This window comes from Clostridium sp. AM29-11AC (assembly GCF_003480545.1).
Classification (GTDB): domain Bacteria; phylum Bacillota; class Clostridia; order Lachnospirales; family Lachnospiraceae; genus Otoolea; species Otoolea saccharolyticum_A.
Genome location: NZ_QUJI01000005.1, coordinates 75,786 through 100,536 on the forward strand (window position 1 = coordinate 75,786; position 24,751 = coordinate 100,536).

Here is a 24,751-nt window from a genome sequence, read left to right on the forward strand (position 1 = left end):
ATTTTGTTCCAGCGAAGTCACAAAATATCCTCGTTTTTTTTCTTGGGAGGGAAGAGACACCCCCGTTTCCCTTCCCCCAGGAAAACCCCCATGTTTTTTTGTGACTTTTCTAGAACAAAAAAACATGGGGGTTTTCCACACCTCTTATTCTTCTAACTCGTCCTCGCCGACCAGCTCGTCGTACTCCTGCTCGTCAAGGAGCTCGTCGAAGGCGTCAGCGACGATCTCATACTCATCGTCGTCCTCGATGTTCTCAAGGTTCGGCTCTCCGTTCTCGTCCTCTGTATAGCGGTACAGGTAAACCTCTCCCTCTTCACTGTCCTCATCATCCATGGGAAGCAGGGCAATATACTCCTTCTCACCGGCCGGGAAAATAGTGAGAACTACACATTCCAGTTCTCTTCCGTCATCCAGTGTCAGGGTCACTGTCATCTCTTCCTCATTCTCTGCTGCCGGATTTACATTCTTGTTTTCAGCCATAGATTTTCTTACCTTTCTGTTTTATCTTTCACTGTGAAGCCCCGGACCTCTCTCTGCATGGTCCGCCTTTCGGGCCTTTCTCCTGCGCGGCAGGACAGGGCGTCCTTCTTTTTAAACTTTATCAGAGAAAAGGCGAAAAATCAAGCAGCTTTTCACCTGCTTTTCCTGTGAATTCCTGCATTCTCCGGGAAGACCTGCGGCGGGTCTGAAAATAGCTGCAGGCCGTCTCTATTCCTCCCGCTCTGAACCGGAGGGGGTTCTCCCCTGGTCATCCCCTTTTTCTGCGCAGTCTGCATCCTGAGTCCTCTCCCTGCCGCCGCTTTCTTCGCTTTCCTCGCTTTCCTCGCTTTCCTCCCTGTCCCCTATGCTGTCCTGGGCTTCATTTTTATATCCGGCCATGCGCTCAAGCGTATCCCTCGACACCTGGTTCGTCATAAACCAGGATCCCATCTGGCGGTTCAGCCTGACTGTCATGGCCGCCTTTGGCTCAAAGACTACATAGATACAGAATACCGCCTCTATGAACTGTAAAACCATCCCCGCTGTCATAATGAAAATGGCGGGAAGGGCTGTTAATCCCGGCAGACCCATGACCAGCACCGGAGCGCTGTTTAAGAGGGAGGTTCCTCCCATAACCAGACCGATTCCCCTGGCCGCTATCATCAGCGCCGCCACGGCCCACCCGGAGGTCAAAAGCAGGGTATACCAGAAATAGAATACTGCTGTGCCGAACAGACTGACAAACCCGCTGGACAGGCTGATCCCGCTCGGCACGAGAGTCTGATAAAACAAGATCAGCATGATATAGAGCAGGCTGTATACCAGCCTGACTCCCGTAAAAGTGTAGACGAGCATGTAAAGCTTGTCCCTCTCATAGATGTATCCCGGATGTTTCTTCTCCATCTCGTTTAAGTATCTCAGCCGCATTTCCTTCGTGATCAGGCTCATCTGCGGCTTTTTTGCTCTGTTCATTCTCACTGTCCTTTCCATTCTCTCCTGAGAGTTCTTCCTCCTGTGCGGCCGCCGGATTGATACACTTCTCATGGGGCCGGCAGAGGTTCAGTATTCAATCCCCCGGCGGGCTGTCATCCCCTTCTCAAAGGGATGTCTCCTGCACACAATCTCTGAGATATAGTCCGCCTCTCCCAGAAGTTCTTCTGACGGATTTCTGCCTGTCATGACCACCTCAAGGTTATGAGGCCTCTTTCGCAGAAAATCCACCACTTTCTTCTCCTGCACAAATCCGCCGCTGCAGGCTGCGAAGATCTCGTCAAGGATCAAAAGCGCCCGGCAGTCTCTGTCCGGGACGGCATTCTTTTTCTCCTCCCGCTCTTTTTCCTCCAGCCTATCGCAGAGCTCCAGAGCCCTTTCGCGCGCCCGCTCAAACATGGCTCCATAGTAACCGGACGCTTCCTCCCTCTGGGCATCTGTCATCTGCCAGGTAAACCCGAAGCTTCTGTCGCACGGCAAAAGCTCGATGCCGGGAAGGCTTTTCAAAGCCCCCACTTCCCCCGACTCATCTGTCTTTAAAAAGCGGGCAGCTATCACATATCCCCCGCATCCCTGCATCCGCACAGCCAGCCCGACGGCGGCAGTGGTCTTTCCCTTTCCGTCGCCGCAGTAAATATGCACACAGCCCATCCGGTTCCACCTCTCTTTCCATTTTTCCATCCCCCGGTTTCAGAAACCGCTTCAGCTCTTATCCCGGTTTTCTTTCCATCACAATACCGTCTGCTCTTCCTCCCCGTCCAGATACTCCTCCACAAACCTGGAAACCTCCGCCGGCTTATGGTATCTCTCCTTTACGCTGTACACGTGGAGCCTCTGCTTTGCCCTGGTCATGGCCACATAGAACAGCCGTCTCTCCTCCTCGATATCTGCGTCCAGGACAGCCTTGCTGTGAGGCGTCACTCCCTCATTGGCATCCAGAATATAGACCACCCTGTACTCCAGCCCCTTGGAGCTGTGCATGGTAGACAGGGTCACAGCATCTGCCGTCTGCTCCCTCTCCCTGGCCTGGCGTTTCAGCTCCTCCCCATATTCGCTGATATGGGAAAACCAGACGTCGAAGGTTTTGTAGCGGGCAGCGCTCGCCTTAAGCTGGTCTGCCGTTTCCAGCAATTCATCTGCCTTCATCCGGTGGGCGGCCGCGTACTCGTAAAGCCAGGCATCGTATCCCACGGACTTCCTGATATAATTGACGGCCGCAAGAGGCGACATGCGGCTGATTGCCGTCAGGTCAAATTCCAGGCTTTCGATCCGCTCCACCATCCAGTCCTTGTCCCGGTAATAGCCCTTGACCTCGTCAAAGGAGATCTGCGGCGCCTGAAGGGCATCCCTGCTGATATACCGGGCCGGACGGTTGATCATCTGAAGCACTTCTCCCCTCTCCCTGCTTCCCAGAGCCACCCGGATGTAGGCCAGAATATTTTTTGAGATCCAGTGCTCATAGAGATTCGGGACCACATCCCTGGCTTTAAAGGGCAGGTTGTACTCCATCAGCTTTTCTATAAGCCTGCGGGGGCCTGAATTGGTGCGGTAGAGAACGGCGATGTCCCGGTAGGCACAGCCTGCCTCGCTGTACATCCGGATCTCCTCGGCGATGCGGCTGTTCTCCTCCTCCTCATCCTTCCAGACACGGGTGATCACCTTTCTGCCTCTGCTTCCAGCCGTCCTCAGGGACTTTTTAAAGCGTTTTTCATTGTTTCCGATCAGACGCAGGGACGCGTCCACAATCTCCTTCGTGGAGCGGTAGTTGACATCGAGAAGAACTCTCCCGGCATCTGGATAGTCCCGCTCGAAACCCAGCATAATCTCCGGCCTCGCTCCCCGAAACCGGTAGATGGACTGATCATCGTCCCCCACAATAAACAGATTGTTCCGGGGGGCTGCAAGCATCCGCACAATCTCATACTGCAGCCGGTTAATGTCCTGAAACTCGTCCACCAAAATATAGGCATACTTTTTCTGCCAGGCCCCCAGAATATCCGGCCGCTGCCGGAACAGCTCATAGCACATTACAAGCATGTCATCAAAGTCGATCTTTCTGTTTCTTCTGAGTCTCTCCTCATAGCCTGCATAGATTCGCTTGAAGGCCTCCTCCGAGCAGCTCTTTGCATAATAGTGGTCAAGATCAATCAGCTCTCCCTTCACAGAGCTTATCTCTGAAAGAAGGGAGGCGATCAGCTCATTTTCGTCCTCCGGCTCCAGCTGCTCCTTTGCCACCAGTTCCCGCATAAAGCGAAGCCGCTGATCCTCCCTGATAATATCGGCTGCCTCATAGCCGTAGGCCAGCTTGAGGATCCTGAAAAAAACGGCATGGAAGGTTCCAAAGCTCACCTGCCCCCGCAGGCACCGCCCCTCCATCAGACGCTCAAACCGCTCCTTCATTTCTCTGGCTGCGGCCCTCGTAAATGTGATGACAAGAATCGATGAGGGGTTGACTCCATGCCTCTCAATCAGGCTCTGCACCCTGTGTGTCACCACTGTCGTCTTTCCCGAGCCCGGCCCGGCAAGGACCATCATGGGGCCTTCCCCGTGGTTTACCGCCGCCTCCTGCGCTTTATTAAATGGCATACCTGTCCACTCGCTCCCTCCAACAGACTTCCTGCAGCGCTGCGGCCTGCGCGTCGCTGCCTCATACATCAAAGAAGGATGCCGCGGAACCCACCCGCAAGGCATCCCTCTTTATATTTAAGCATCTCTTCTATTTCTCGAGAAGCTCGATTCCTTTTCTGATTCTCTTTAAGGATTCCTCTTTTCCGAGAACCTCCATAATCTCCGTAGCCCCCGCAGGCGTCATCTGCTTGCCTGAGACAGCTGTACGGATAGGCCACATAACAAAGCCTGTCTTTACCCCTGTTTCAGAAATGTAGGCAGACAGTCTCTCATAGAGAGCGTCATTGGAGAAATCCTCCTGGGCCTCCAGAATCGGCAGCACGTCCTTTAACACCTTTAAGGAAGTCTCCTCTGTGGATTTCATCTTCTTGTGGACGTACATCTGCGGATCGTACTCCGGAAGCTCCTCAAAGAAGTCAATATGTCCCGCAATGTCCGGGAACACCTCAATCCTCGTCTTCACCATGGCTGCAATCTTCTTCAGATCCAGATCCTTTTTGATCACGGCTTTGATATAGGGTTCTGCCATCTCATAGAACCGGTCAAAGTCCATAGCCTTCATATACTCGCCGTTCATCCATCTGAGCTTAACCATATCAAACACTGCCGGCGACTTGCTGATGTGTCTGTAATCAAACTGCTTAATCAGCTCGTCCAGCGTAAAGATTTCCTGGTTGCTCTCCGGAGACCAGCCTAACAGCGCCACGAAGTTCACCACAGCCTCTGAGAGGAAGCCCTGGTCGATGAGATCCTGGTAGGAAGAGTGACCGCTTCTCTTGCTCAGCTTCTTGTGCTCCTCATTTGTGATGGTCGGGCAGTGTACGTACACGGGAACCTCCCAGCCAAACGCCTCATAAAGGCGGTTGTACTTCGGGGAGGAGGAAAGATACTCATTTCCCCTCACCACATGGGTGATTTTCTGTAAATGGTCGTCGACCACGTTGGCAAAATTATAGGTGGGATAGCCGTCGGACTTAATAAGAACCATGTCGTCCAGCTCCGAGTTGTCCACGCTGATGTCACCGTAAATCTCGTCGTGGAAGGTTGTCCTTCCCTCCTGTGGATTGTTCTGGCGGATGACGAAAGGCTTTCCGGCAGCCAGGTTTGCCTCAACCTCCTCCTTGGACAGGTGCAGACAGTGCTTGTCATAGACCATAATTTCCTCGCCGTTTACGGTCTTTCTCAGGCTGTTTAAGCGCTCCTGATCACAGAAGCAGTAGTATGCTTCCCCCTTGTCAATGAGCTTTTTCGCATACTCCATATAGATGCCTGCCTTCTGGCGGTCGCTCTGGACATAAGGACCTACCGGTCCTCCCACGTCCGGGCCCTCATCGTGAATCAGGCCCGTATCCTTTAAGGTATTATAAATAATCTCAGTGGCGCCCTCCACGTAGCGCTCCTGATCCGTATCCTCAATTCTTAAAATATAGTCGCCGCCCTCATGCTTGGCAATCAGGTAAGCGTACAGTGCAGTCCTTAAATTTCCGACATGCATCTTCCCAGTCGGGCTTGGGGCATATCTCGTTCTGATCTTTTCCATAGCTCCACACTCCTCACTTTGATAATTCAGTCCAGTCAGATAACTGAACTGCTGCTAAAGATACTTAATTATATCGCCTTATCTGAAAAAATACAAGCCTGGAGTGGGACTGAAATCCTGCCCTCTGGCATAGCCCCGGAAACTCCTTTATCCTCACAGAGGCAGCCTGAATGATTTCTGATGCTTGCTAAACCGCCATATCCAGCAGGTGGCAGGCAAAATTAAAGTAGATGACAAGACTGCAGGCATCCAGGATCGTGGAAATCATCGGGGATGCCATCAGGGCCGGATCCAGGTGCAGCACCTTTGCGATAATGGGCAGCGTGCATCCGATCGTCTTGGCAATAATGACGATACAGAAAATGCTCAGCACTACAGTCAGGCAGATCATCTCCTGTCCCGGATAGGACAGGCTCAGACGGATGAAGTTTGCCACAGCCAGGCAGAATCCCACTAAAACGCCGACTCTCAGCTCCTTCCACACCACCTTCACAATGTCTGCCGGGCTGATCTCTCCCACCGCCATACCTCGGATAATCATGGTGCTGGCCTGGCTTCCCGAGTTTCCTCCCGTGTTCATCAGCATGGGGATAAAGGTAACAAGCAGAGGGATCGCAGAGAACGCCTCCTCATACTGGGTCAGGATCTCTCCCGTGACCATACTGCTGAACATCAGCACTAACAGCCACACGATCCTGTTTTTGGCGAGCTGGAACACACTCGTTTTCAGGTAGGGCTTCTCGCTGGGGTTCATGGCCGCCATCTTCTCAAAGTCCTCGGTAGCCTCCTGCTCCATGACATCCATAATGTCGTCAACCGTGATAATTCCCACCAGCCGGTTTTCCCCGTCCACAACAGGAAGGCTTAAAAGGGCATACTCATTGAACATGGCCGCCACGGCCTCCTGATCCTCTGTGGTGACAGCCTTCAGCACATGGGTGTCCATGATCTCCTCGATGGTTGTGGTGTAGGGGCTCATGAGAAGATCCTTTACTGTGACGACTCCCTCCAGATGGCGGGCCGCATCCATGACATAGCAGGTGTAGATGGTTTCCTTGTCCACCCCGTATTTTCTGATGTAGGCAAAGGCCTCCTCCACCGTCATGGCCTTTTTCAGTCCCACATATTCGGCTGTCATCACGCTTCCCGCACTGTTCTCAGGATATTTTAAAAACTGGTTGATCAGCGCTCTGGTGTCAGGGCTTGAATTTTTCAGCACCCTTTTTACAATGGTAGCCGGAAGCTCCTCCAGCATATCCACCGCATCATCCACAAACAGATCATCCATGATATACTGAAGCTCTGTATCCGTGATGCTGGTAATAATGTGCTGCTGCTTCTCCACCGGAAGGCAGGCAAACACATCTGTGGCAATCTCCTTAGGGAGCGTTCTGAACACCACCACCGTCTTTTCAGAATCCAGCTCCTCGATAAACGAGGCAATGTCCACCTCATTCATCTCTATCAGTTTTTCCTTCAGGCTCCTGTATTTTTTTTCATCTGCCAGAAGGTGCAGCTCATCGAAATTCATCTCTTCCATGCCAGATTCCTTCCCCCTCATCAATCCTTGGTCCTATATACAGAGACGGCAAAAAGCGGAGCACCCGCGCCGCAGCCACACAGGGCCCGACGGCAGAAACGCCGTCCTTTACGGTATCGGGATGCTCCGCTTCTCCGGGCATCGCGTACTCTTTTTTTATTATAGTCAGAATCCTGTTAAATTTCAATGTGTTTAAGGAGAGTTTTCCAAAATCTGACACAGTCTTTTAAAAGACTTTACAGTCAGACCTGTATCTTCTTTTCCTCCCTGCCGGAGACCGGAGCCTATCCTGGGGCCTGCAGAAGGCGGGACTCTCCAGCCGGCAGAACTCCTACAGAAACGCAGCTGCTTTCAGATAATACCAGGGCAAAAACAGCTTTCCCGCAGTTTTCAAAGCCGGAAGGAACAGGGACAGATCCACAAAAACAGGGCAGAAGACAAGGCTTCCGATAATAAAAAAAGGAATCAGGCAGGCGATGGCCAGAGGATTTCTGATCAGGCGGCAGAGAACCCAGGAAAAGACTGTGCAGCTGCAGCCATAGAGCAGAAGAAGACCTGCTTCCCCGGCTGGGCTCATGAGCACTCCCGCCGCTCCCAGACCTGCAAACCCGCTGAGACAGGCAAGAGATACAGGCGCTGCCAGGCAGGCCATAATGGCCGCCTCCCGCCGCAGACCGGACATGGTCCCGAACAGGCCTTTTTTTATATCCTCGCAGACAGTCACCGCCGCTGCAAGTCCCATGACAAAGATAAACACCGCCGCGATCCCTCTGGCAGGGGGAGAAGTTTTAAGCGTCGGCTCCTCCAGGGCGCTTCCCCCTGAGGTGACATACTGAAAAGCAAAGGTGCTCCCGTTGTTCAGATACCTGTCATAGAGGGGTTCCAGCTGCTCCCAGACGTCCTTCTGTCCGCAAAAGGCTTCTCCCTCACCGGCATATGCCTCAAGGAGCTCCCTTCCCCAGACGGTAAACAAACCGGAAAATACAATCTCCGTAGAAAGTCTTCCCGCTGTGGTTGACGGGGAGGAGACCAGCGCAATGCACCTTTTATAGTCTCCTGTCTCCAGCCTCTCCTTAAGATCCTCCGGAAAAATATAACCGCACTCGGCCCGCCCCGCTTTCACATCTTCCCTGAGCGCTTCCTCAGAGCTGCTCACATAAAAGCCAAAAGATCCTGTGTCCGAAAGAAGCTCCTTTGCCACTTTCCGGTTCCACGCGCTTTCCCCGGCATAGAGAGCTACTTTCACCTGCTCACTCTCCCCCTCTCCGGCTGCCCTGAAGCACCACAGCCCAGCGGGAAGGAAAAAAAGAAGAACCAGAAAAAAGATCCTCTTCACCTGTCTTTTCAGGGACAGAAAAAACCAAAGTCCCGTCTTATTCATAATTCCTCCTTACTGCCGCCGCAAGCAGAAAAGCGGCTGCTCCCAGGACTGTAAGCCTGAGTACAGGAAAGGCCTCCCCTCCCGACACCATCCACTGTACTGCGTCCATCAGAATCGCTGCCGGTGTCACGCTTCCCGCCCGCTGTACAGCCTCCGGGAGAAAGACAGAAGGAATCAGGCCACCCGCCATGAAAACAGAGGCCGCTGCAGTAAGAAACAGCGCACAGATCCCCGCAAATGCGTTCCTGGCCAGCTCATAAATGAGTATCGTCCACATGGCTGCCGCCATGCAAACCATAAGCCACACGGGAATACTGAATCCTCCGCTCTCCATGAATCCCATTCCAAAGCACAGAAAAAACGGCGCAGCCGTCACGGCCGCAAATGCCAGCCACAGGCACACGGCCCTGGCTATAAGTCTTTTTGTCCGTGAAAGACCGATTAAGAACAGCTTTCTCTCCATGATTTCCGAGTAGGGCTTTAAGAAACCGGCCGCCGGAATTCCCAGGAGCAAAAGCACCATCACAGAAGCTGAAATTCCATAAAAAGCGGCCGTTCCCACCTCTCCCACGGCACTTACCTCCTCTGTCCTGAAATAAACGGAGCGGTTCAGTGCGTATTTCAGATACATGGAATTTATATCTGCCTCAGCGCTTGGAATCTGTGTCTCTCTTCCCATTCTGCTGCACAGCTCATCCGCTGCATAGACAGCCGCCTGAGCCGTTTTCAGGATCTGTGTTCCTGCATCGGCAAGCTCCCTGAATACCGCCGCCTCCAACCCTGCATTTTCCGGAAATACGATGGTCACCGGCGTATTGGTGCCGTCCATAATCCCCCTCAAAAGCCCCTCCGGAAGCAGCATCAGGGCATAGAGTTTTCCCTGCCTCATCTGCTCCCGCCCTTCTTTTTCATCCACATAGGAGAATTCACACAGACTGGACACGCTTTCCAGGGAGGAGACCATGGAAATCAGTTTCTCAGACGCAGGATCCTGTTGCGGCAGCACGACTCCCACCCGGATATTCCCAACTGCACGTTCCGAGTAAAGCACCCTTCCCGCCGCAAAGGCAATCAGGCCCACAAGAACTGCCAGCACCGCTGTTCCCGCAAGAAAATATGGGGCGCTCTTGAGCGCCCGTTTCAGCTCCAGTTTCAGATACACTAAAAATGTACGCATCCGTCAACCTCTTTGTCCATGTTTCGTCTGCGCCTGCTGACTCAAGGCGCTCCTCTCATTCTTTACAGAAATCCGGCGCAGACTGTCTTTTTCCATTCATCTGAGCAAGCAGAGCCTGCCTGGGCCTTCGCCCCGGCAGGCTCTGCTCCGGTCATTTAGTATATGCTGCTCGTCAGCTCATTGAGTTTTAAGTACATTTCCGCGATTACCTGATTCCATTCCTCCTCAGTAGCCGCAAGAATGTCAAAGCTCTCTCCCTCCGGCTTGGCCGGGCTCTCTGTCATCGGGCCCATCCCAAAGGAACCGGACAGCTCCAGCAGATCCATATCTGTCGCCTGCTCTGCAGGAACTCCAAGGAGTATCTGGTTCACTGTAAGCTTAATAGAATCAGCCGCTGCCTTAAAGGACTCTCCCGGAACCAGCGTTTCCATGATTCCGTCCACAGTCAGGCTTCCCATCTCCGTTCCGTTGCTCTCCAGAGCTCCCTTCAGAGAGTAGGTTTTGTCCGCTATGTTATAGCTTCCCGCCAGGCTGAGGGCTCCCTTCTCTCCTTCTGACTCCAGGCCGATGACAAGTCCTTCACTGTAGGACTGCTCCTTCTGGTAGTCGCCTGTCTTATTCAGGGTAACTGTCACCGGGGATGAGCCTGGGGCCGTAAGCACAAGGCTTGCATCTACATTGGCCATGCGGTTGTAGCCTCCCTTAAAGGTAACCGTTCCTGAGAGGGTAAGAGTTTCTGCCCCCTGCGCTGCGCCGCCTGCCTCGGAGCCTGCCTCTGCTGCTTTTGTCTCTTCCTCTGAAGCGCCGGAGGTCTCTGCGCTTTCCCCACCGGCCGCCTGGCCGTCCTCCATTTCCTCCGAAATTCCGGTAAGGACTGCACTGTAGTCAAAGGAGGCCAGCTTTCCATCATCTGTCACATAAACTGCCAGGTTCAAATCTCCCATGCTGTTCTGGAACTGGGTCAGAGCTTCATCCAGGCTGCTGTCCACCTCAGTCCAGAGCTCTTCCTGCTGCTCCTGGGGTGTCAGTTCCTCCGCCTGGGCGCCGTCCCCGCCGACCACACTGTCCAGGCTGTAGGCGCCTGAAACGGAGTCATTGAGATCCTTCACAAGCTCCAGATAGGTGACAACGTCCTTCTTTAAGGTTTCATCCTCCAGAAAGAAGTCCTTCGTATCTGTGAAAAACTGAACAAGTGAATCGCTGCTTAAAACCACATCGTATCCGGTGCACTCCTGCTCCTGGCCGTCTACGGTAAAGCTCCTTTTCTCTCCCTTTTCCACGGTCATGGCAGCCTTCAGGTTGTCGATTGCCTCACTTCCCGTCTTATATCTCTCCCAGAGCGCCTCCAGGTCAAACATCGGCGTTTCGGACTTGGAAATCTCGTTGGCTTTTTTCATATAATCTACATATCCCTGAAGATTAAATCCCATATCGGAAAGATTTTTTCCCAGATACGGGGAATTGGCAATCTGGGTCTCCAGATCCTCTGCCAAATTCAGGCTGAATACCTTTCCCGTCAGCTCGGGAAGCGCTACCGCAAGCTCTGCATCGTCCAGATAAATCTGCGCACCTGCAAGATCCATCCCTCCATACTGAATCCCGAAATCCATGTCCATGGCTCCGGTATCGCGATCCTGCACTGCGGCCATATTGAATCCGGCGCCTGCAAGCTCTGTGATTCCCAGCAGGCTCTCCAGCTGAAGGCCCATATCCATCTGATAGGAGCCCTGATACAGCTTGTCATACATGGCATCCCAGCCAAAAATCTCCTCAGCCGGATTGGTCTGTCCATCTGCCACCACTCCCTCGAAGGCCTTGATGACAATATCCTTGGGATCCTCTTTGTTCATCTGCCAGAATGCCAGGCCGGCCACAGCGACAACTGCAGCTGCCGCCACGGCTATGATCGGGCCGCGTCCCTGCTTCTTTTCAGGCACAGCAGGAACTCCCGCCGCTTCCTGGCCTGTAGCTGCTCCCTCCTCTGTGCTGTCCGCCGTTCTGCCGGCCGTATCTGTGCCGGATGACGCTTCTTCTGCAGGTTCTTCAGCAGACTTCTCTTCTATCGGGGCCTCGCTGCCTTCACGGCTGCCGTCCTCCTGGCTCGGTATCAATTCCTTCATACAGACAGGACATACAGAGCTGCCGTCTGGAATTTCCTGATCACAATACGGGCATTTCATACTCATTCCTCCTCTTTTTCTTCTTCACAGACTGACTGATAATTTTGCTGTCAGGGTATGATTGCGTCCTCACTGCCTTTTTAGCAGGCTGCTTGCAATTTTTATACCATCTCGACTAGCGTCTCGATGGACTGCTCGTCAAATGCATGCTCATGCAAGCATGGCATGCGCTTTCCTCGCCATTATACCATATCCTTCGGATATGCTATACTCTCCGAGGGGTGCGCACTCGCCGCAGTAGTGTTTTGGCTCCCTTCGGGCGCCAGCGGCTCGGCGCAGGTATAATGCCTGCTTGTAGCCATTATACCATAGCTTTTCGTTTTCGTCAGCAGATGACTGATTTTTGTAAACATTTTTAAGATTTCTGACGGTTTTTGTCAGAATCTTCTGATCAGTTCCTCCGGCTTTATGCCGCTGTCCGCCTGTGTAAGGACTCCGTCCCTGAGAATATAGAGCTTTTGGCACATGTTCAGCTCCGGCAGCTCATGGGAGGTTAAAATCACCGTTTTTCCGCTTTTTACAAAACCGTCGATATAGTGAAGGATCTCCTCCTTCGCAGCCAGATCCAGGGCGGCTCCCGGCTCATCCATAATCAGAACAGAGGCATGATTGGACAGGGCAGACGCAATGCTCAGTCTCTTTTTCTGGCCGCCTGACAGCTTCCCGGCCGGAATAGAAAGAAACCCGGGAAGTCCCAGGGCTGCGGCCACCCCCTGTCTCAGGTCCTCCTCCATTCTCTTTTTGTCCCCCTTGTACCAGAGGGCAAAATTGTCCCTGGCCGGCAGCTCCGGAATCAGCGGATTTTCCTGGGGAACGTAGGCTGCCTTTTTTTCAAAAATTTTCCGTTTTCCCACTGCTTCCTCGCCGTCAAACCGGATGCTTCCCGCATCCGGCCTGCTCACACCTGCCAGTATGGAGAGAAGCGTCGTCTTTCCGCATCCATTTCCCCCTGCAATTCCCACGCACATCCCTGGTTCTGCCTGAAAGGATACTCCCTTTAAAATCTGCCTGTTTCTGAACTTTTTATAAATTCCCGTTACCTCCAGCATATGTCCTCCTGCGTGCTTTCATACTTCTGCCTGTTTTTCCGCTGCCGATTTTTCCCGGCAGCCCGGTTTTCTGGCCGTCTGCAGTCCGGAAGGGTCCCTGCACAGCAAAGGGCTGCCGTAAAACGGTCCTTCGTCTTACAGCAGCCCTGTCAGGCTGTATCCAGCCTCTGTTTCGATTTTAATTCAGCGCAGAGCGCCGAATGATTGATGTCTTCCCGCGGTTTATTCTCCTTTGGAAGCCTTCGGAGCCAGATCGCCCGGCTTCATGCTCAGGTTGATGCGGCCCATCTTGTCCACCTCGATTACCTTTACGGTAACCTCATCGCCGATGTTTACCACATCCTCCACCTTTGCCACTCTCTTGTCGGAGAGCTTGGAAATGTGGATCATTCCGTCCTTGTTTGGAGCCAGCTCAACGAAAGCTCCGAAATTCATAATGCGCACAACCGTTCCCGTAAGCACCTGTCCCGGCTCAATATCTGTGACAATGCTTCTGATAATGCTGATAGCCTTATCGATCATAGCCTTATCTGTTCCGCACACAGAAACATTTCCGTCGTCGTTGATATCAATCTTCACGCCTGTCTGCTCGATAATCTTGTTGATCACCTTGCCCTGCTTGCCCACAACATCTCCGATCTTCTGAGGATCAATGGTAATCTGCTCAATCTTCGGAGCATACTTGCCTACCTCTTTTCTGGGCTCTGCGATAACAGGCTTCATGATCTCGTCGAGAATGTAGAGCCTTGCCTCTCTTGTCTTGGCAATAGCCTCCTCGATAATCGGCCTTGTCAGTCCGTGAATCTTAATATCCATCTGAATGGATGTGATTCCCTTGTGAGTTCCGCCTACCTTGAAGTCCATATCTCCGAAGAAGTCCTCAAGTCCCTGAATATCAGTCAGAACAATATAATCGTCATCTGTGTCGCCTGTCACCAGACCGCAGGAGATTCCCGCTACCGGAGCCTTGATCGGCACGCCTGCTGCCATCAGGGACAGAGTGGATGCACAGATGCTGGCCTGGGAAGTAGAGCCATTGGACTCCATGGTCTCAGATACCGTGCGGATGGCGTAAGGGAATTCCTCCTCGCTTGGAAGCACCGGAATCAGAGCTCTCTCTGCCAGAGCACCGTGTCCGATCTCGCGGCGTCCCGGGCCTCTGGACGGCTTGGTCTCTCCTACAGAGTAGGACGGGAAGTTATAATGGTGCATATATCTCTTGCTTGTCTCATTCTCATCGAGTCCGTCTAACTTCTGAGCCTCAGACAGCGGAGCCAGCGTACAGATATTTAAGATCTGGGTCTGTCCGCGGGTGAACATACCGGAGCCGTGAACTCTGGGAAGCAGATCGATCTCGGCAGCCAGCGGGCGGATCTCCGTGATGCCGCGGCCGTCAGGACGCTTGTGATCCTTTAAGATCATCTTTCTCACCGTCTTTTTCTCATACTGGTAGATGGCCTCTCCCAGTACAGAAAGCCACTCTTCATTCTCAGCAAAAGCCTCCTCCAGGCGCTCTGTGATAACGCGGATGTTCTCCTCACGCTTCTGCTTCTCATCTGTGAAGACAGCTTCCTCCATCTCCTCCTGAGGCACGATCTCCCTGATGGCTGCAAAGAGCTCCTCCGGAACAGCGCAGCTTTCATAGCTGTGCTTTGCCTTGCCGCACTCGGCGACAATGGTATCGATAAATTTGATAATTTCCTGGTTTACCTCATGTGCCTTGAAAATAGCCTGGATCATCACATCCTCCGGCACCTCGTTGGCCCCGGCCTCGATCATGATAACCTTCTCCCTTGTGGAAGCGACAGTCAGAGCCATATCGGAAACCTTTCTCTGGGCGGAGGTAGGATTTACGATAAACTCCCCGTCGATCATGCCGATCTGTGTCGTCGCACAGGGACCGTCAAATGGAATGTCTGAGATGCAGGTGGCAATGGCGGAGCCAAGCATGGCAGTGTACTCCGGGCTGCAGTCCGGATCCACAGACAGAACCAGGTTGTTTAAGGTCACGTCATTTCTGTAATCCTTCGGGAACAGGGGACGCATAGGACGGTCAATCACGCGGGCCGTCAGCACTGCATTTTCAGAAGCCTTGCCCTCTCTCTTATTGAAGCCTCCCGGAATCTTTCCCACGGCGTACATCTTTTCTTCAAACTCAACGCTCAGGGGGAAGAAATCGATTCCCTCTCTCGGCTTATCGGAAGCTGTCGCTGTGGACAGTACTGTCGTATCTCCATAGTGCATAAACGCAGCGCCGTTTGCCTGTGCTGCCACTCTGCCGACATCTACTGTCAGTGTTCTGCCGGCCAGTTCCATTGAAAAACTCTTATACATAAAACTGTAATCTCCTTTTTCTTTTCTTCATTCTTCATTTTTCATTCTTGTCCGTTCTGATGTTTCCTGAGTCCTTGACTCTCATCCTGCCCTGTCAGGCAGCTTATGCAGAAGTGTCCGAAACTACTGATCTGGGCGCAGAAAACTCCGGAAAAGCTCCTGAGTGCTTTCCCGGATCCCATCTCTGTGCCTACATCAGCGGTCTCGGATAACTCCTTCTACATAAAGCAGGTCCTTCTTGAGAAGCTGCAAAAGTTTTCTATGATATAAACAACTAGGGTGGATTGCTCCACCCTAATTTCGTCTCTTACTTTCTGATGCCTAACTTCTCAATTAAAGCACGGTAGCCTTCCAGATCTGTCTTCTTTAAGTAGTCCAGCAGACCACGTCTCTGACCAACCATCTTTAACAGACCACGTCTGGAATGGTGATCCTTCTGGTTTGTCTTTAAATGCTCTGTGAGCTCTGTGATTCTCGCTGTTAAGATAGCGATCTGAACCTCCGGTGAACCTGTATCTCCAGGCTTTCTTCCATACTCTGCGATGATAGCAGACTTCTTCTCCTTTGAAATCATGACGATTTCCTCCTTATAAAATAAATTCTTACCGCACACTAAGCTCCTGTCAGGAACTCAAAAAGCTGAGTGTCGGCGCGTTAGTACGATGTAGAGTATAGCACAAGAACTTCTACTTGTAAACAGAGATTTTTATGAATATGGCGGCTGGCTCCGGCAGCTTCCTCCTGTCTCTGCAGGGGCGGGTGTCAGACAGCTTAAGCGGGACAGAAGTTAACAGCACCTTCTCTCCCACAGCTTTCCAACTCCCCACAGTCCGATCACGGCTATGATCTCTCCTGCCACCGTCAGGGAAATCACAGGCATAACCTGGCAGAGCTCTTCCAGTTCTCCCATCAGGATATAAAATCTTGTCAGCCCCATGGCTCCGGCAGAAGCTACCAGGACAGCCAGCATGGCCACAGTGAGAGCCCTGCGCCAGAACCGTTTTTTTCTCACAAGAAAAATAAAAGAAGCTGCAGAGGCTGTGGCGGCACCGAACACTCCGGCCATCAGCACAATAAATAAGATCTCTCTCATTGCTCCTCTCCCTGGCTCTCCGCGAGCTCAAACTCTGCGTTTATGGCAAACCGCAGCTCCGGTTCCGGCGAAACCTGAATTTCCAGGCGGTAGATCCCCGATCCCGACGGCTGAAAGCTCCCGCTCCAAGGCACGGCCAGTTCCTTTTCCTCTCCCTCCATCCCGGTGAGGAAACCGCAGAAGCCGGCAATGCTCTCCACCTGTATCCAGCTCTCCTCCCCGTCTTCCTCTGTCCGCTTTTCAATGATGGGAGACAGGATGTACTGAATTGGAGCGCCGGTCTCATTGTGCAGGATAAAGGTCAGCTCCCCGTCATCCGGAGAATACTGTTCCTCTTTCATCTCCATCCAGATCTGATTTCCGTACCTTCTGTAGCCGTCAACTGTTCCGAACAGGCGCCAGAGGCTCTCTGCCGTCTCCCGGCTGAGCCTGTAAAAGGATGCGTTTCCCACTGCCAGCTCTGTATCCTCAGCCCCGCTGACATCTGAGAGCCACAGATTCAGTTCTTTGCCGGAGGAGAGCTTCAGCACAAGCCTTCCGGGGAATCTCCCGTTCATGGGAGAATCCTCCAAAACGGCTTCCCCCAGCAGTTCCCGAAGCCTCTCCATCTCGGCCCGGCCGCTGAGAGTCTCTGTCCGGGTCCCGGTTTCAAAATTCCCTGTCAGGCCTGCACTTTCAATTTCTGAAATCCCGTCCAGACTGTCTGCCTGAAAACCGCAGGTCTCTTTGACAAACTCCATCGCCTCCCGGGTGATCTCCTGCTCCGGATGGCCCATAAAATTCTTTTCCATGTCCTCTCTGTTCTCAAACAGATCAACTGCCCCCGTATTCTCCATCCCCGGAGTCTCTGCTTCTTCTGCTGCCTGCACAGCCTGAACTTCCTTCTGAACCTGGTCCTGGTCTCCCACCGGGGATTTTTGCAGGCCTTCTGCTCCGTACTGTTCCGGAAACAGTTCCTGCCTCTTCTCCTTTGAGAGGGGAAGATATTCTGTCCTCAGCACCCCGTCCTTTACCATCCTCACTCTCAGGAACGGCTCCTCTGCCGGCGGCACAAGGAAAACGTCTCTCTCCCTGGCGTCCTCCATATAGGCAATGCCCTCCATTCCTTCATTCAGGCAGTCGTAAAGGCCGGAAATTCCGTAGGCGGCGGCACCCTTCTCCAGCAGGAGAAAGGTGCCGTCGGCAAACTGGCTGGCACTGTAATCCGAGTCCTGTCCCCCATTGCCGCAGCTCAAATCCTCCAGGGGATTTTCCTCAGCTGTGCGAAGTCCCAGGATATAGCTGTATCCATTGTCTGCCTTCCTGCCCTCAAATATGTAGCTGTCCTTAAAGAAGGAAACAGCCGCTTCCACCTCCCCGGCAGGAATATCCTCAAATGTCAGTTCCGGCAGCTGCCCCTCTATGGCAGCCGCGGCCCGTCTGAGCTCCTGATGCTGCTGATCTGACAAAACATTGGCTTCTGTCTCCTTATTTACCTCCTCCTGCTGCTGTCCCTGAAAAGGGGCAGAGTTCCCCTTCCCACAGCCGGACAGCAGCAGGACGAAGACAGCGGCGGCTACTGCCAGTTTCCATTTTTTTCTCATTCCGTCTTTCTCACTTTCTTTCCGTCATGCCGGCTAAAGCCAGCTGTCCCTTACATTCCCGGTCCGCTGGCTCCTCCGCTGCCTCCATCGTCAGAGGCAGGGCCATCCGGCTCCTGGGCAGACGGCTGGGTCGGTGCCTGGGTGGACGGTTCAGTCGGTGCCGGGGCTGTCGATTCTGCCGGCGGCTGGGTGGACGGTTCAGTCGGTGCCGGAGCTGTCGACTCTGCCGGTGCCTGGGTGGACGGCTGGGTCTCCTTCGGTTTCTCGGGCTCAGACGCCTTCTCAGTTCCCTCCAGGTTGTAGCAGAGCACCGGCATTCCCGCCGAAATATTTTCGTAAATTTTCTTCGCTACGCTGTGAGGCAGATTGATGCAGCCGTGAGATCCCCCTGTCTTATAGATGGTTCCTCCAAAGGAGGATCTCCATTTGGCGTCATGCATCCCGATTCCGCCGTTGAACGGCATCCAGTAATCTACAGGAGTGCGGTAGTTCTCTCCTTTTAAAACAGCGTCCCTCTGCTTGTATGTCAGCGGATATGAGCCTGCCGGAGTGCCCCAGCCCTTGGACAGATTTCCTGACACGAAGTCTGACTCCACAAGCAGCTTGCCATTTTTATAGAAGAACAGGTGCTGAGCAGTCAGATTGATCTCTACATAGGTATCTCCATAGTCATTTGCTCCATGGCTGGCCGCCTTCTGAGAGTAAACCGGCTCACGCCCGCTCTGGCTCTGGCCTGAGCGGATCAGAGCTGCCAGCTCATCTGCCTCCGCCGACTGGTTTATTTTCCAGCCGTATGTGCCTCCTCGGATCGTCACTGTCTTTCCATAGGAAGTTTTCAGATTCTTTGCCTTATTATTTGTATTGTACTTGTCTGCCAGCTCCTTTACATAGGCGTTCACCTTTCCAGAATCTACTCCGACAGTTCCATCCGCGTTTGGAACCAGCCATTCGTGGATTCTGTCTCCGCTCAGGGTCTCTGTGGCATCCCCAAACTGGTATGTAATCACAACGCCGGCAGCTTTGTTCATACTGTCGCAGAGCTTTATTAAAGTTTCATCCTCAGAGGTCACCTCCGGCTCCTCATAGCCGCCGATTTCCTCCAGGGAGACGCTTGGCTGCAGATTGAGGATAGCATCAGAAATTCCCTTTTCCACCACCTCATAGACTGCCTTGGCCCCTTTTTCCTCCGGGACAATGGAGTATCCTTCGCCCTCTGTATACTCTGACAGATGGGCATCTTCCGGAGCCGGAGCGTCCTCGTCGAAGCACTCCAGACCTTCCACCGCCTTCTGAAAGGCCTCCTCGTCATAGGCCATCATGGTCTTAATCTTGTAGCTGGCGGGGCTGAATACGTATTCTCCCCAGGCGAGGGGGTTCTGGGAGGCAATAATCTTTTCCATCGTGCCGTCAAACTCAGCGCGAAGCCCTATATCTGCCTGGGAGAGCTGTTCTGTCTTATCTCCTCTCTCCTCGATAGTCAGCGTGTACCCGCTGATGCCGTCAGAGATCATCTGCTCTGCCTCAGCTACCGTTTTTCCGGAAACGTCAAGCCCGTTGATCTCTGTTCCCGGGAAAAATACATTTCTGTACTTCTGTCCCAGGCCGACATAGACTGCTCCTCCGATCAGGAGGACGGCGGCTGCCGCTCCGGCTGCCACCGCCGCCTGCCTTCTTCCAAAACGGCGTTCTCCCTGTCCCGGCCTCCTGCCCCGGACTTTCCTCACACTGGGCTCATCTGATTGGATGTCTTTGCTTGCCCGTCTGAGGGACTCCGGCGGCACGCTTCCTTTCCTCCTGCTTCTTCCCCGGGAGCGGTTTGCATCTCCCCCGCCGGCTCTCTCCTCAGAGGGACGGTTCTTTTCCCTTATTCTGTCTGCCTCCGGGGGGGCAGTCTGCGTCTGAGCTCTCCTCTCCTTCCTGGGCGGCTCCGTAAAACTGCTTCCGGCAGCGCGGAGAATCTCTTCTTCTGTAGGCATAATATCCCCCTGCCTGTTTTCCTTTTCCTCCGGTTCTTCCTCCTCTGCCAGCTCCTCCAGAACGCCTTCCTCCATCCCGTCCAGCGCTGTGTCTCCGGACATATCTGCCCCGGAATCTTCCGTGATTTCTACCTCACTTCTGAATTTTTCCGGCATTCCATCTGTCTGCGGCGCCTCTTCTGTTTCTTCTATCCACTCCAGTCCATCTTCGATTTCGTCTGTCTGCCCGGCTGACCGGACTTCCATGTTCTGATCCGGTTCATCCTTTCTGCTGAAATCTGACATTCATTTAACTCCTTTTCAATCATTTTGCCCTCTGCGGCCTGACGGCTGCCTGAGGACGCTTGTTTGTTCCGGCCGCCGAAATACCCGCTCAGCGGCCATTGTATAATTCTATATGACTTTATTTCGCAAGTCAATGCACGAAACCTTACAGTTCCTAAAATTTTTATTAACAGTCTGCGCCCGGCTCTGCCGGAAATTTTCTGCAGATGTACCGAAAAAAAAGAGGGAAAAACCGGCCCTGCTGCTGCAGAGGGAGGGGCCTGTGCAGTACAGGTCCCTCCCTCTGTGCTCGCTTTGTCCGGGCGGATTTTCTCCCCCATAAGCGATACTCTGTCTTTTTTCTGTTTCTGCCTTTTTCTGTCTCTGTCTTTCCTGGCAGTGTCCTGTGTCAGCCCGGGCTGTCCTGAGCCTACAGTCTGCCTCCAAACAGTCCCTTCTTCTTGTGCTTTTCGCTGCCTTCTGCCGAGACTCCGTTCATGGCGTCGTCGAAGCGGCGAAGGGCCTCCTTCTGCTCCTCGTTCAGCTTCTCCGGAACCTGAACCACAAGGGTTACGAAGTGATCGCCGCGCACATTCTTGTTCCGCAGGGACGGAACTCCCTTTCCCTTCAGACGCACTCTCGTGTCGGTCTGGGTGCCCGGCTTAACCTCATACTCTACCTCGCCGTCCACGGTCTTGATGCGGATCGGTCCGCCGAGGGCGGCCTTTGCAAAGGAAATCGGAACCGTAGAATAGATGCTGGTATCCTGGCGCTTAAATACCGGATGATTGGAAACGATCACCTCAACCAGAAGATCGCCTCTCTCTCCTCCGTTTACGCCCGGCTCGCCGTTTCCGCGATCCCTCAGCATCTGCCCGTTGTCAATTCCGGCAGGGATTGTCACCTTGATTTTCTTTCTCCTTGTCACATATCCCGTTCCATAACAGTCAGGACACTTCTCTCTGATAATCTTTCCGGTTCCCCGGCAGTCCGGACAGGTCTGCACGTTCTGCACCTGGCCGAAGAAGGACTGCTGGGTGTACATAATTTTTCCCTTGCCATTGCACTTCGGGCAGGTCTGAGGCTGGGTTCCCGGCTTTGCCCCTGTTCCGTGGCATTTCTCACAGGTTTCCTTCAGATCCAGCTCGATCTCCTTCTCGCAGCCGAAGATAGCCTCCTCAAAGGTAATGCGGATGCTGGTTCTCACATTGGCGCCCTTCATCGGACCGTTGCTTCTGCCGCCCCTGCTTCTGCCGCCGCCGAAGAGATCTCCGAAAATGTCTCCGAAAATATCTCCCATATCAGCGCCTGAGAAATCAAAGCCGCCGAAACCTCCGGCTCCTGCACCTGCGCCTCCGTCGAAAGCGGCATGGCCGAACTGGTCGTACTGCTGGCGTTTCTGCGGATCGCTTAATACGCTGTAGGCCTCAGATGCCTCCTTGAACTTCTTCTCAGCCTCCTTGTCGCCCGGGTTGGCATCAGGATGGTACTTTTTGGCAAGGGTTCTGTATGCTTTTTTGAGGGCGGCGTCATCCGCATCCCTCGGAACGCCTAAGACCTCATAGTAATCTCTCTTATTCTCTGCCATGTCAGCTCTTCCTCTCCAAACCCCGCAAAGGGGATTGAGCGTTCCCGCCCCATCCCCGTCACGGTTTCTCTATGTCTATGTTCCGGACAGCCTGCCGGCCGTCCTGCGGAAATCTTTCAGGGTGGCGCCGTTTTTCAGGCATTTCCCGCCCCGTTTCGCCGGGGCTTGAAAATTTATACCTCCTTGAAATCTCCGTCTACTACGTTGTCATCAGCCCCCTGGGAACCTCCCATATCAGGAGCCGGTCCTGCCTGGCCTGCTGCTCCTGCTGCCTGAGCCTGCTCATAAACCTTTGCGAACAGAGCCTGGGCGCTAGCCATTAATTTCTCCTTGCCGGCCTTGATATCCTCTACCTGGGCATCTGTCATCTGGTCAACCGGAGCGCGGTTGATGGCCTCTTTCAGGGCATTTAAGTCTGCCTCTACGGCTGCCTTGTCGTTGGCATCGATCTTGTCGCCTACCTCCTCAAGGGCCTTCTCTGTCTGGAATACCATGGAGTCTGCATCATTTCTTGCATCAATGGCTTCCTTTCTCTTCTTGTCCTGAGCCTCATACTCAGCTGCCTCTTTCACAGCCTTCTCGATATCAGCCTCAGACATGTTGGAGCCGGAAGTGATGGTGATATGCTGCTCTTTTCCTGTTCCCAGATCCTTTGCGGATACATTTACAATACCATTTGCATCGATATCGAAGGTAACCTCGATCTGCGGAACACCTCTTCTTGCCGGCGGGATTCCGTCCAGACGGAACTGGCCCAGAGTCTTGTTGTCCCTTGCGAACTGTCTCTCACCCTGTACTACGTGGATATCAACAGCTGTCTGGTTATCTGCGGCTGTGGAGAAAATCTGGCTCTTCTTGGTCGGAATAGTCGTATTTCTCTCGATCAGCTTTGTAGCGATTCCGCCCATGGTCTCAATAGACAGGGACAGCGGAGTAACGTCCAGAAGAAGGATGTCGCCTGCGCCTGCATCGCCTGCCAGCTTTCCGCCCTGGATTGCCGCACCGATGGCAACGCACTCATCCGGGTTTAAGGTCTTGCTTGGCTCATGGCCTGTGAGCTGCTTTACCTTCTCCTGAGCAGCCGGCATACGTGTGGAACCGCCGACTAACAGAACTTTTCCTAACTCGGAAGCGGTCAGACCTGCATCCTTTAATGCGTTCTGAACCGGGATCGCTGTTCTCTCGATTAAATCGTGGGTCAGCTCGTCGAATTTTGCCCTTGTCAGGTTCATGTCAAGGTGCTTCGGTCCCTCGCTGGTCGCTGTGATGAAGGGAAGGTTGATGTTGGTTGTGGAAGCTGTGGACAGCTCCTTCTTTGCCTTCTCAGCGGCCTCCTTTAATCTCTGGAGAGCCATCTTATCTGTGGAGAGGTCTACGCCCTCTGCCTTCTTAAACTCATCGATCATCCACTGTGTAATCCGGTTGTCGAAATCGTCGCCGCCCAGATGTGTATCACCGTTTGTGGAGAGAACCTCGATTACGCCGTCACCGATCTCGATGATGGAGACATCGAAGGTACCGCCTCCCAGGTCGTATACCATGATCTTCTGCTCTTTTTCATTGTCCAGTCCGTATGCAAGAGCTGCGGCTGTCGGCTCGTTGATGATACGCTTTACTTCAAGACCTGCGATCTTTCCTGCATCCTTGGTAGCCTGACGCTGTGCGTCGTTAAAGTAAGCCGGAACTGTGATAACGGCCTCTGTTACCTTCTCTCCCAGATATGCCTCTGCATCTGCCTTCAGCTTCTGAAGAATCATGGCAGAAATCTCCTGAGGAGAGTATTTCTTGTCATCGATGGATACCTTGTAGTCCGTACCCATATGTCTCTTGATGGAGGAGATGGTCTTCTCTGCGTTTGTGACTGCCTGACGCTTTGCAGGCTCACCCACTAATCTCTCCCCTGTCTTTGTGAATGCCACTACGGACGGAGTCGTTCTCACGCCCTCTGTATTGGCGATTACAACCGGCTTTCCGCCCTCCATAACCGCCACGCAGCTATTTGTTGTACCTAAGTCAATACCAATAATCTTGCTCATAGCTTTTTCCTCCTGATTGATTTCCTCTATTTCCATTCAACCTGCCATCTTACCTGCTGCCGGAAACTCTGCTGTCCAAGTTTCCTGCTGTCCGGGGCGTCCTGCGCCGGCCCGGACTGGCTTCTTTAGTTGGCCACCTTCACCATGCTGTGTCTTACCACGCTGTCCCGGTAAAGGTATCCCTTCTGGAACTCCTCTGCCACCACGTTTTCTCCAAGGCTCTCGTCCTCGATGTGCATCACTGCATTGTGGAAGTTCGGATCAAACGGCTGTCCCACCGCCTCGATAGGCTTTACGCCCAGCTCCTCCAGCGTCTTTAAAAGCTGCCGGTAAATCATATTCATGCCCTCAGCGAAAGCATCGCCGCCTTCGGGCACGGCACTTAAGCCTCTCTCAAAATTGTCGACGATCGGAAGGATTTTTTCAATCACATCCTTGGCTCCGATCTCGTACATGGCTGATTTTTCCTTTTCTGTCCTCTTCCTGAAGTTGTCGAACTCTGCCATGGTACGCTTTAAGCGGTCTGTCAGCTCTTCAATCTGCTGATCCCGCTTATCTTTTTTTCTGGCGAAGAAGCCTTTTTTCTCCGGCTGGGATTCCTCCCCGCCCTCCTCTGCCTGTTCGCCATCCGCGCCTGTCTTTTCCTCGGCCCCGCTCTCCTCTGCCTGACTTCCTTCAGCGCCCTCTGCAGTCTCAGATGACGCATTTTTCCCGGCAGCTTCGCCGCAGTCCCTGTTCTCCTGTTCGGACTCGGGCTGCATGTTCTCTTTATCCTTTAATTCTTCGCTCACTTGGCTTCACCTTTCTTTATCTGAATTCACCTGTTCGGAACTCCTTATCTGTATCAGAACCGTCCTCCCAGATTCCTCTCTGTTTTGCTGTAAACCGGACCAAACCCTTTCTTCCAGCACG

At 53.2% G+C, this 24,751-nt stretch carries 18 protein-coding genes; all 18 read right to left on the reverse strand.

The genetic code is table 11. The annotated features are described in order from the left end of the window. Window positions 1–144: 144 nt before the first annotated feature. Window positions 145–480 (reverse strand): DUF1292 domain-containing protein, encoded by a 336-nt coding sequence (locus DW757_RS05550; RefSeq protein WP_008398727.1) that lies wholly within the window; start codon window positions 478–480, stop codon window positions 145–147. 228 nt (window positions 481–708) lie between these two features. Beyond that, complete coding sequence (locus DW757_RS05555) at window positions 709–1,452, reverse strand: energy-coupling factor transporter transmembrane protein EcfT (protein ID WP_243033405.1); 744 nt, start codon at window positions 1,450–1,452, stop codon at window positions 709–711. An 87-nt stretch (window positions 1,453–1,539) separates the two neighbouring features. Then, complete coding sequence (locus DW757_RS05560; protein ID WP_008398725.1) at window positions 1,540–2,151, reverse strand: cob(I)yrinic acid a,c-diamide adenosyltransferase; 612 nt, start codon at window positions 2,149–2,151, stop codon at window positions 1,540–1,542. Between the two features lie 48 nt (window positions 2,152–2,199). Further along, complete coding sequence (locus DW757_RS05565; protein ID WP_118751208.1) at window positions 2,200–4,056, reverse strand: ATP-dependent helicase; 1,857 nt, start codon at window positions 4,054–4,056, stop codon at window positions 2,200–2,202. Window positions 4,057–4,186: 130 nt separating this feature from the next. Continuing rightward, window positions 4,187–5,638 (reverse strand): glutamate--tRNA ligase, encoded by a 1,452-nt coding sequence (gene gltX, locus DW757_RS05570; protein ID WP_008398723.1) that lies wholly within the window; start codon window positions 5,636–5,638, stop codon window positions 4,187–4,189. A 187-nt stretch (window positions 5,639–5,825) separates the two neighbouring features. Beyond that, window positions 5,826–7,178 (reverse strand): magnesium transporter, encoded by a 1,353-nt coding sequence (gene mgtE / locus DW757_RS05575; protein ID WP_021965396.1) that lies wholly within the window; start codon window positions 7,176–7,178, stop codon window positions 5,826–5,828. A gap of 331 nt (window positions 7,179–7,509) precedes the next feature. Further along, on the reverse strand, window positions 7,510–8,559 hold the full coding sequence (locus DW757_RS05585; protein ID WP_118751209.1) for a hypothetical protein: 1,050 nt from the start codon (window positions 8,557–8,559) through the stop codon (window positions 7,510–7,512). Next, complete coding sequence (locus DW757_RS05590) at window positions 8,552–9,736, reverse strand: ABC transporter permease (RefSeq protein WP_118751210.1); 1,185 nt, start codon at window positions 9,734–9,736, stop codon at window positions 8,552–8,554. Before DW757_RS05590 ends, DW757_RS05585 begins: the two co-directional genes overlap by 8 nt. A gap of 155 nt (window positions 9,737–9,891) precedes the next feature. Next, the gene (locus DW757_RS05595; RefSeq protein ID WP_118751211.1) at window positions 9,892–11,916 is read right to left on the reverse strand and encodes a hypothetical protein; all 2,025 of its coding nucleotides are present in this window, start codon (window positions 11,914–11,916) and stop codon (window positions 9,892–9,894) included. 377 nt (window positions 11,917–12,293) lie between these two features. Then, a complete protein-coding gene (locus DW757_RS05600; RefSeq protein ID WP_021965730.1) occupies window positions 12,294–12,965 on the reverse strand; it encodes an ABC transporter ATP-binding protein in 672 nt (223 codons plus the stop codon). 222 nt (window positions 12,966–13,187) lie between these two features. Further along, window positions 13,188–15,299: a polyribonucleotide nucleotidyltransferase gene (locus DW757_RS05605; protein ID WP_008398711.1), complete on the reverse strand. Its 2,112-nt coding sequence runs from the start codon at window positions 15,297–15,299 to the stop codon at window positions 13,188–13,190. A gap of 307 nt (window positions 15,300–15,606) precedes the next feature. Then, on the reverse strand, window positions 15,607–15,873 hold the full coding sequence (rpsO, locus tag DW757_RS05610; RefSeq protein ID WP_015545211.1) for a 30S ribosomal protein S15: 267 nt from the start codon (window positions 15,871–15,873) through the stop codon (window positions 15,607–15,609). Window positions 15,874–16,086: 213 nt separating this feature from the next. Next, entirely contained in the window at window positions 16,087–16,392 is a 306-nt protein-coding gene (locus DW757_RS05615; protein ID WP_008398708.1) for a hypothetical protein, read from the reverse strand. Next, complete coding sequence (locus DW757_RS05620) at window positions 16,389–17,975, reverse strand: hypothetical protein (RefSeq protein ID WP_118751212.1); 1,587 nt, start codon at window positions 17,973–17,975, stop codon at window positions 16,389–16,391. The genes DW757_RS05615 and DW757_RS05620 overlap by 4 nt, the downstream gene beginning before the upstream one ends. 50 nt (window positions 17,976–18,025) lie before the next feature. Then, window positions 18,026–20,236: a L,D-transpeptidase family protein gene (locus DW757_RS05625; RefSeq protein ID WP_118751213.1), complete on the reverse strand. Its 2,211-nt coding sequence runs from the start codon at window positions 20,234–20,236 to the stop codon at window positions 18,026–18,028. 409 nt (window positions 20,237–20,645) lie between these two features. Further along, window positions 20,646–21,803, reverse strand: coding sequence for a molecular chaperone DnaJ (gene dnaJ / locus DW757_RS05630; protein WP_008398704.1), 1,158 nt, complete (start codon window positions 21,801–21,803; stop codon window positions 20,646–20,648). A 173-nt stretch (window positions 21,804–21,976) separates the two neighbouring features. Beyond that, complete coding sequence (gene dnaK / locus DW757_RS05635; RefSeq protein WP_118751281.1) at window positions 21,977–23,839, reverse strand: molecular chaperone DnaK; 1,863 nt, start codon at window positions 23,837–23,839, stop codon at window positions 21,977–21,979. A 125-nt stretch (window positions 23,840–23,964) separates the two neighbouring features. Further along, window positions 23,965–24,630: a nucleotide exchange factor GrpE gene (grpE, locus tag DW757_RS05640; protein ID WP_008398701.1), complete on the reverse strand. Its 666-nt coding sequence runs from the start codon at window positions 24,628–24,630 to the stop codon at window positions 23,965–23,967. Window positions 24,631–24,751 lie beyond the last annotated feature (121 nt).

Bases quoted from the DNA above. Each gene is read 5' to 3' on its own strand.
- DW757_RS05620 (WP_118751212.1), bottom strand. From the start codon at position 17,975: ATGAGAAAAAAATGGAAACTGGCAGTAGCCGCCGCTGTCTTCGTCCTG.
- DW757_RS05600 (WP_021965730.1), bottom strand. From the start codon at position 12,965: ATGCTGGAGGTAACGGGAATTTATAAAAAGTTCAGAAACAGGCAGATT.
- DW757_RS05615 (WP_008398708.1), bottom strand. From the start codon at position 16,392: ATGAGAGAGATCTTATTTATTGTGCTGATGGCCGGAGTGTTCGGTGCC.
- DW757_RS05555 (WP_243033405.1), bottom strand. From the start codon at position 1,452: ATGAACAGAGCAAAAAAGCCGCAGATGAGCCTGATCACGAAGGAAATG.
- dnaJ (WP_008398704.1), bottom strand. From the start codon at position 21,803: ATGGCAGAGAATAAGAGAGATTACTATGAGGTCTTAGGCGTTCCGAGG.
- gltX (WP_008398723.1), bottom strand. From the start codon at position 5,638: ATGGAAAAGATCAGAACGAGATATGCCCCAAGCCCGACTGGGAAGATG.
- mgtE (WP_021965396.1), bottom strand. From the start codon at position 7,178: ATGGAAGAGATGAATTTCGATGAGCTGCACCTTCTGGCAGATGAAAAA.
- DW757_RS05590 (WP_118751210.1), bottom strand. From the start codon at position 9,736: ATGCGTACATTTTTAGTGTATCTGAAACTGGAGCTGAAACGGGCGCTC.
- DW757_RS05625 (WP_118751213.1), bottom strand. From the start codon at position 20,236: ATGTCAGATTTCAGCAGAAAGGATGAACCGGATCAGAACATGGAAGTC.
- DW757_RS05550 (WP_008398727.1), bottom strand. From the start codon at position 480: ATGGCTGAAAACAAGAATGTAAATCCGGCAGCAGAGAATGAGGAAGAG.
- DW757_RS05595 (WP_118751211.1), bottom strand. From the start codon at position 11,916: ATGAAATGCCCGTATTGTGATCAGGAAATTCCAGACGGCAGCTCTGTA.
- DW757_RS05585 (WP_118751209.1), bottom strand. From the start codon at position 8,559: ATGAATAAGACGGGACTTTGGTTTTTTCTGTCCCTGAAAAGACAGGTG.
- DW757_RS05560 (WP_008398725.1), bottom strand. From the start codon at position 2,151: ATGGAAAAATGGAAAGAGAGGTGGAACCGGATGGGCTGTGTGCATATT.
- rpsO (WP_015545211.1), bottom strand. From the start codon at position 15,873: ATGATTTCAAAGGAGAAGAAGTCTGCTATCATCGCAGAGTATGGAAGA.
- dnaK (WP_118751281.1), bottom strand. From the start codon at position 23,839: ATGAGCAAGATTATTGGTATTGACTTAGGTACAACAAATAGCTGCGTG.
- DW757_RS05605 (WP_008398711.1), bottom strand. From the start codon at position 15,299: ATGTATAAGAGTTTTTCAATGGAACTGGCCGGCAGAACACTGACAGTA.
- DW757_RS05565 (WP_118751208.1), bottom strand. From the start codon at position 4,056: ATGCCATTTAATAAAGCGCAGGAGGCGGCGGTAAACCACGGGGAAGGC.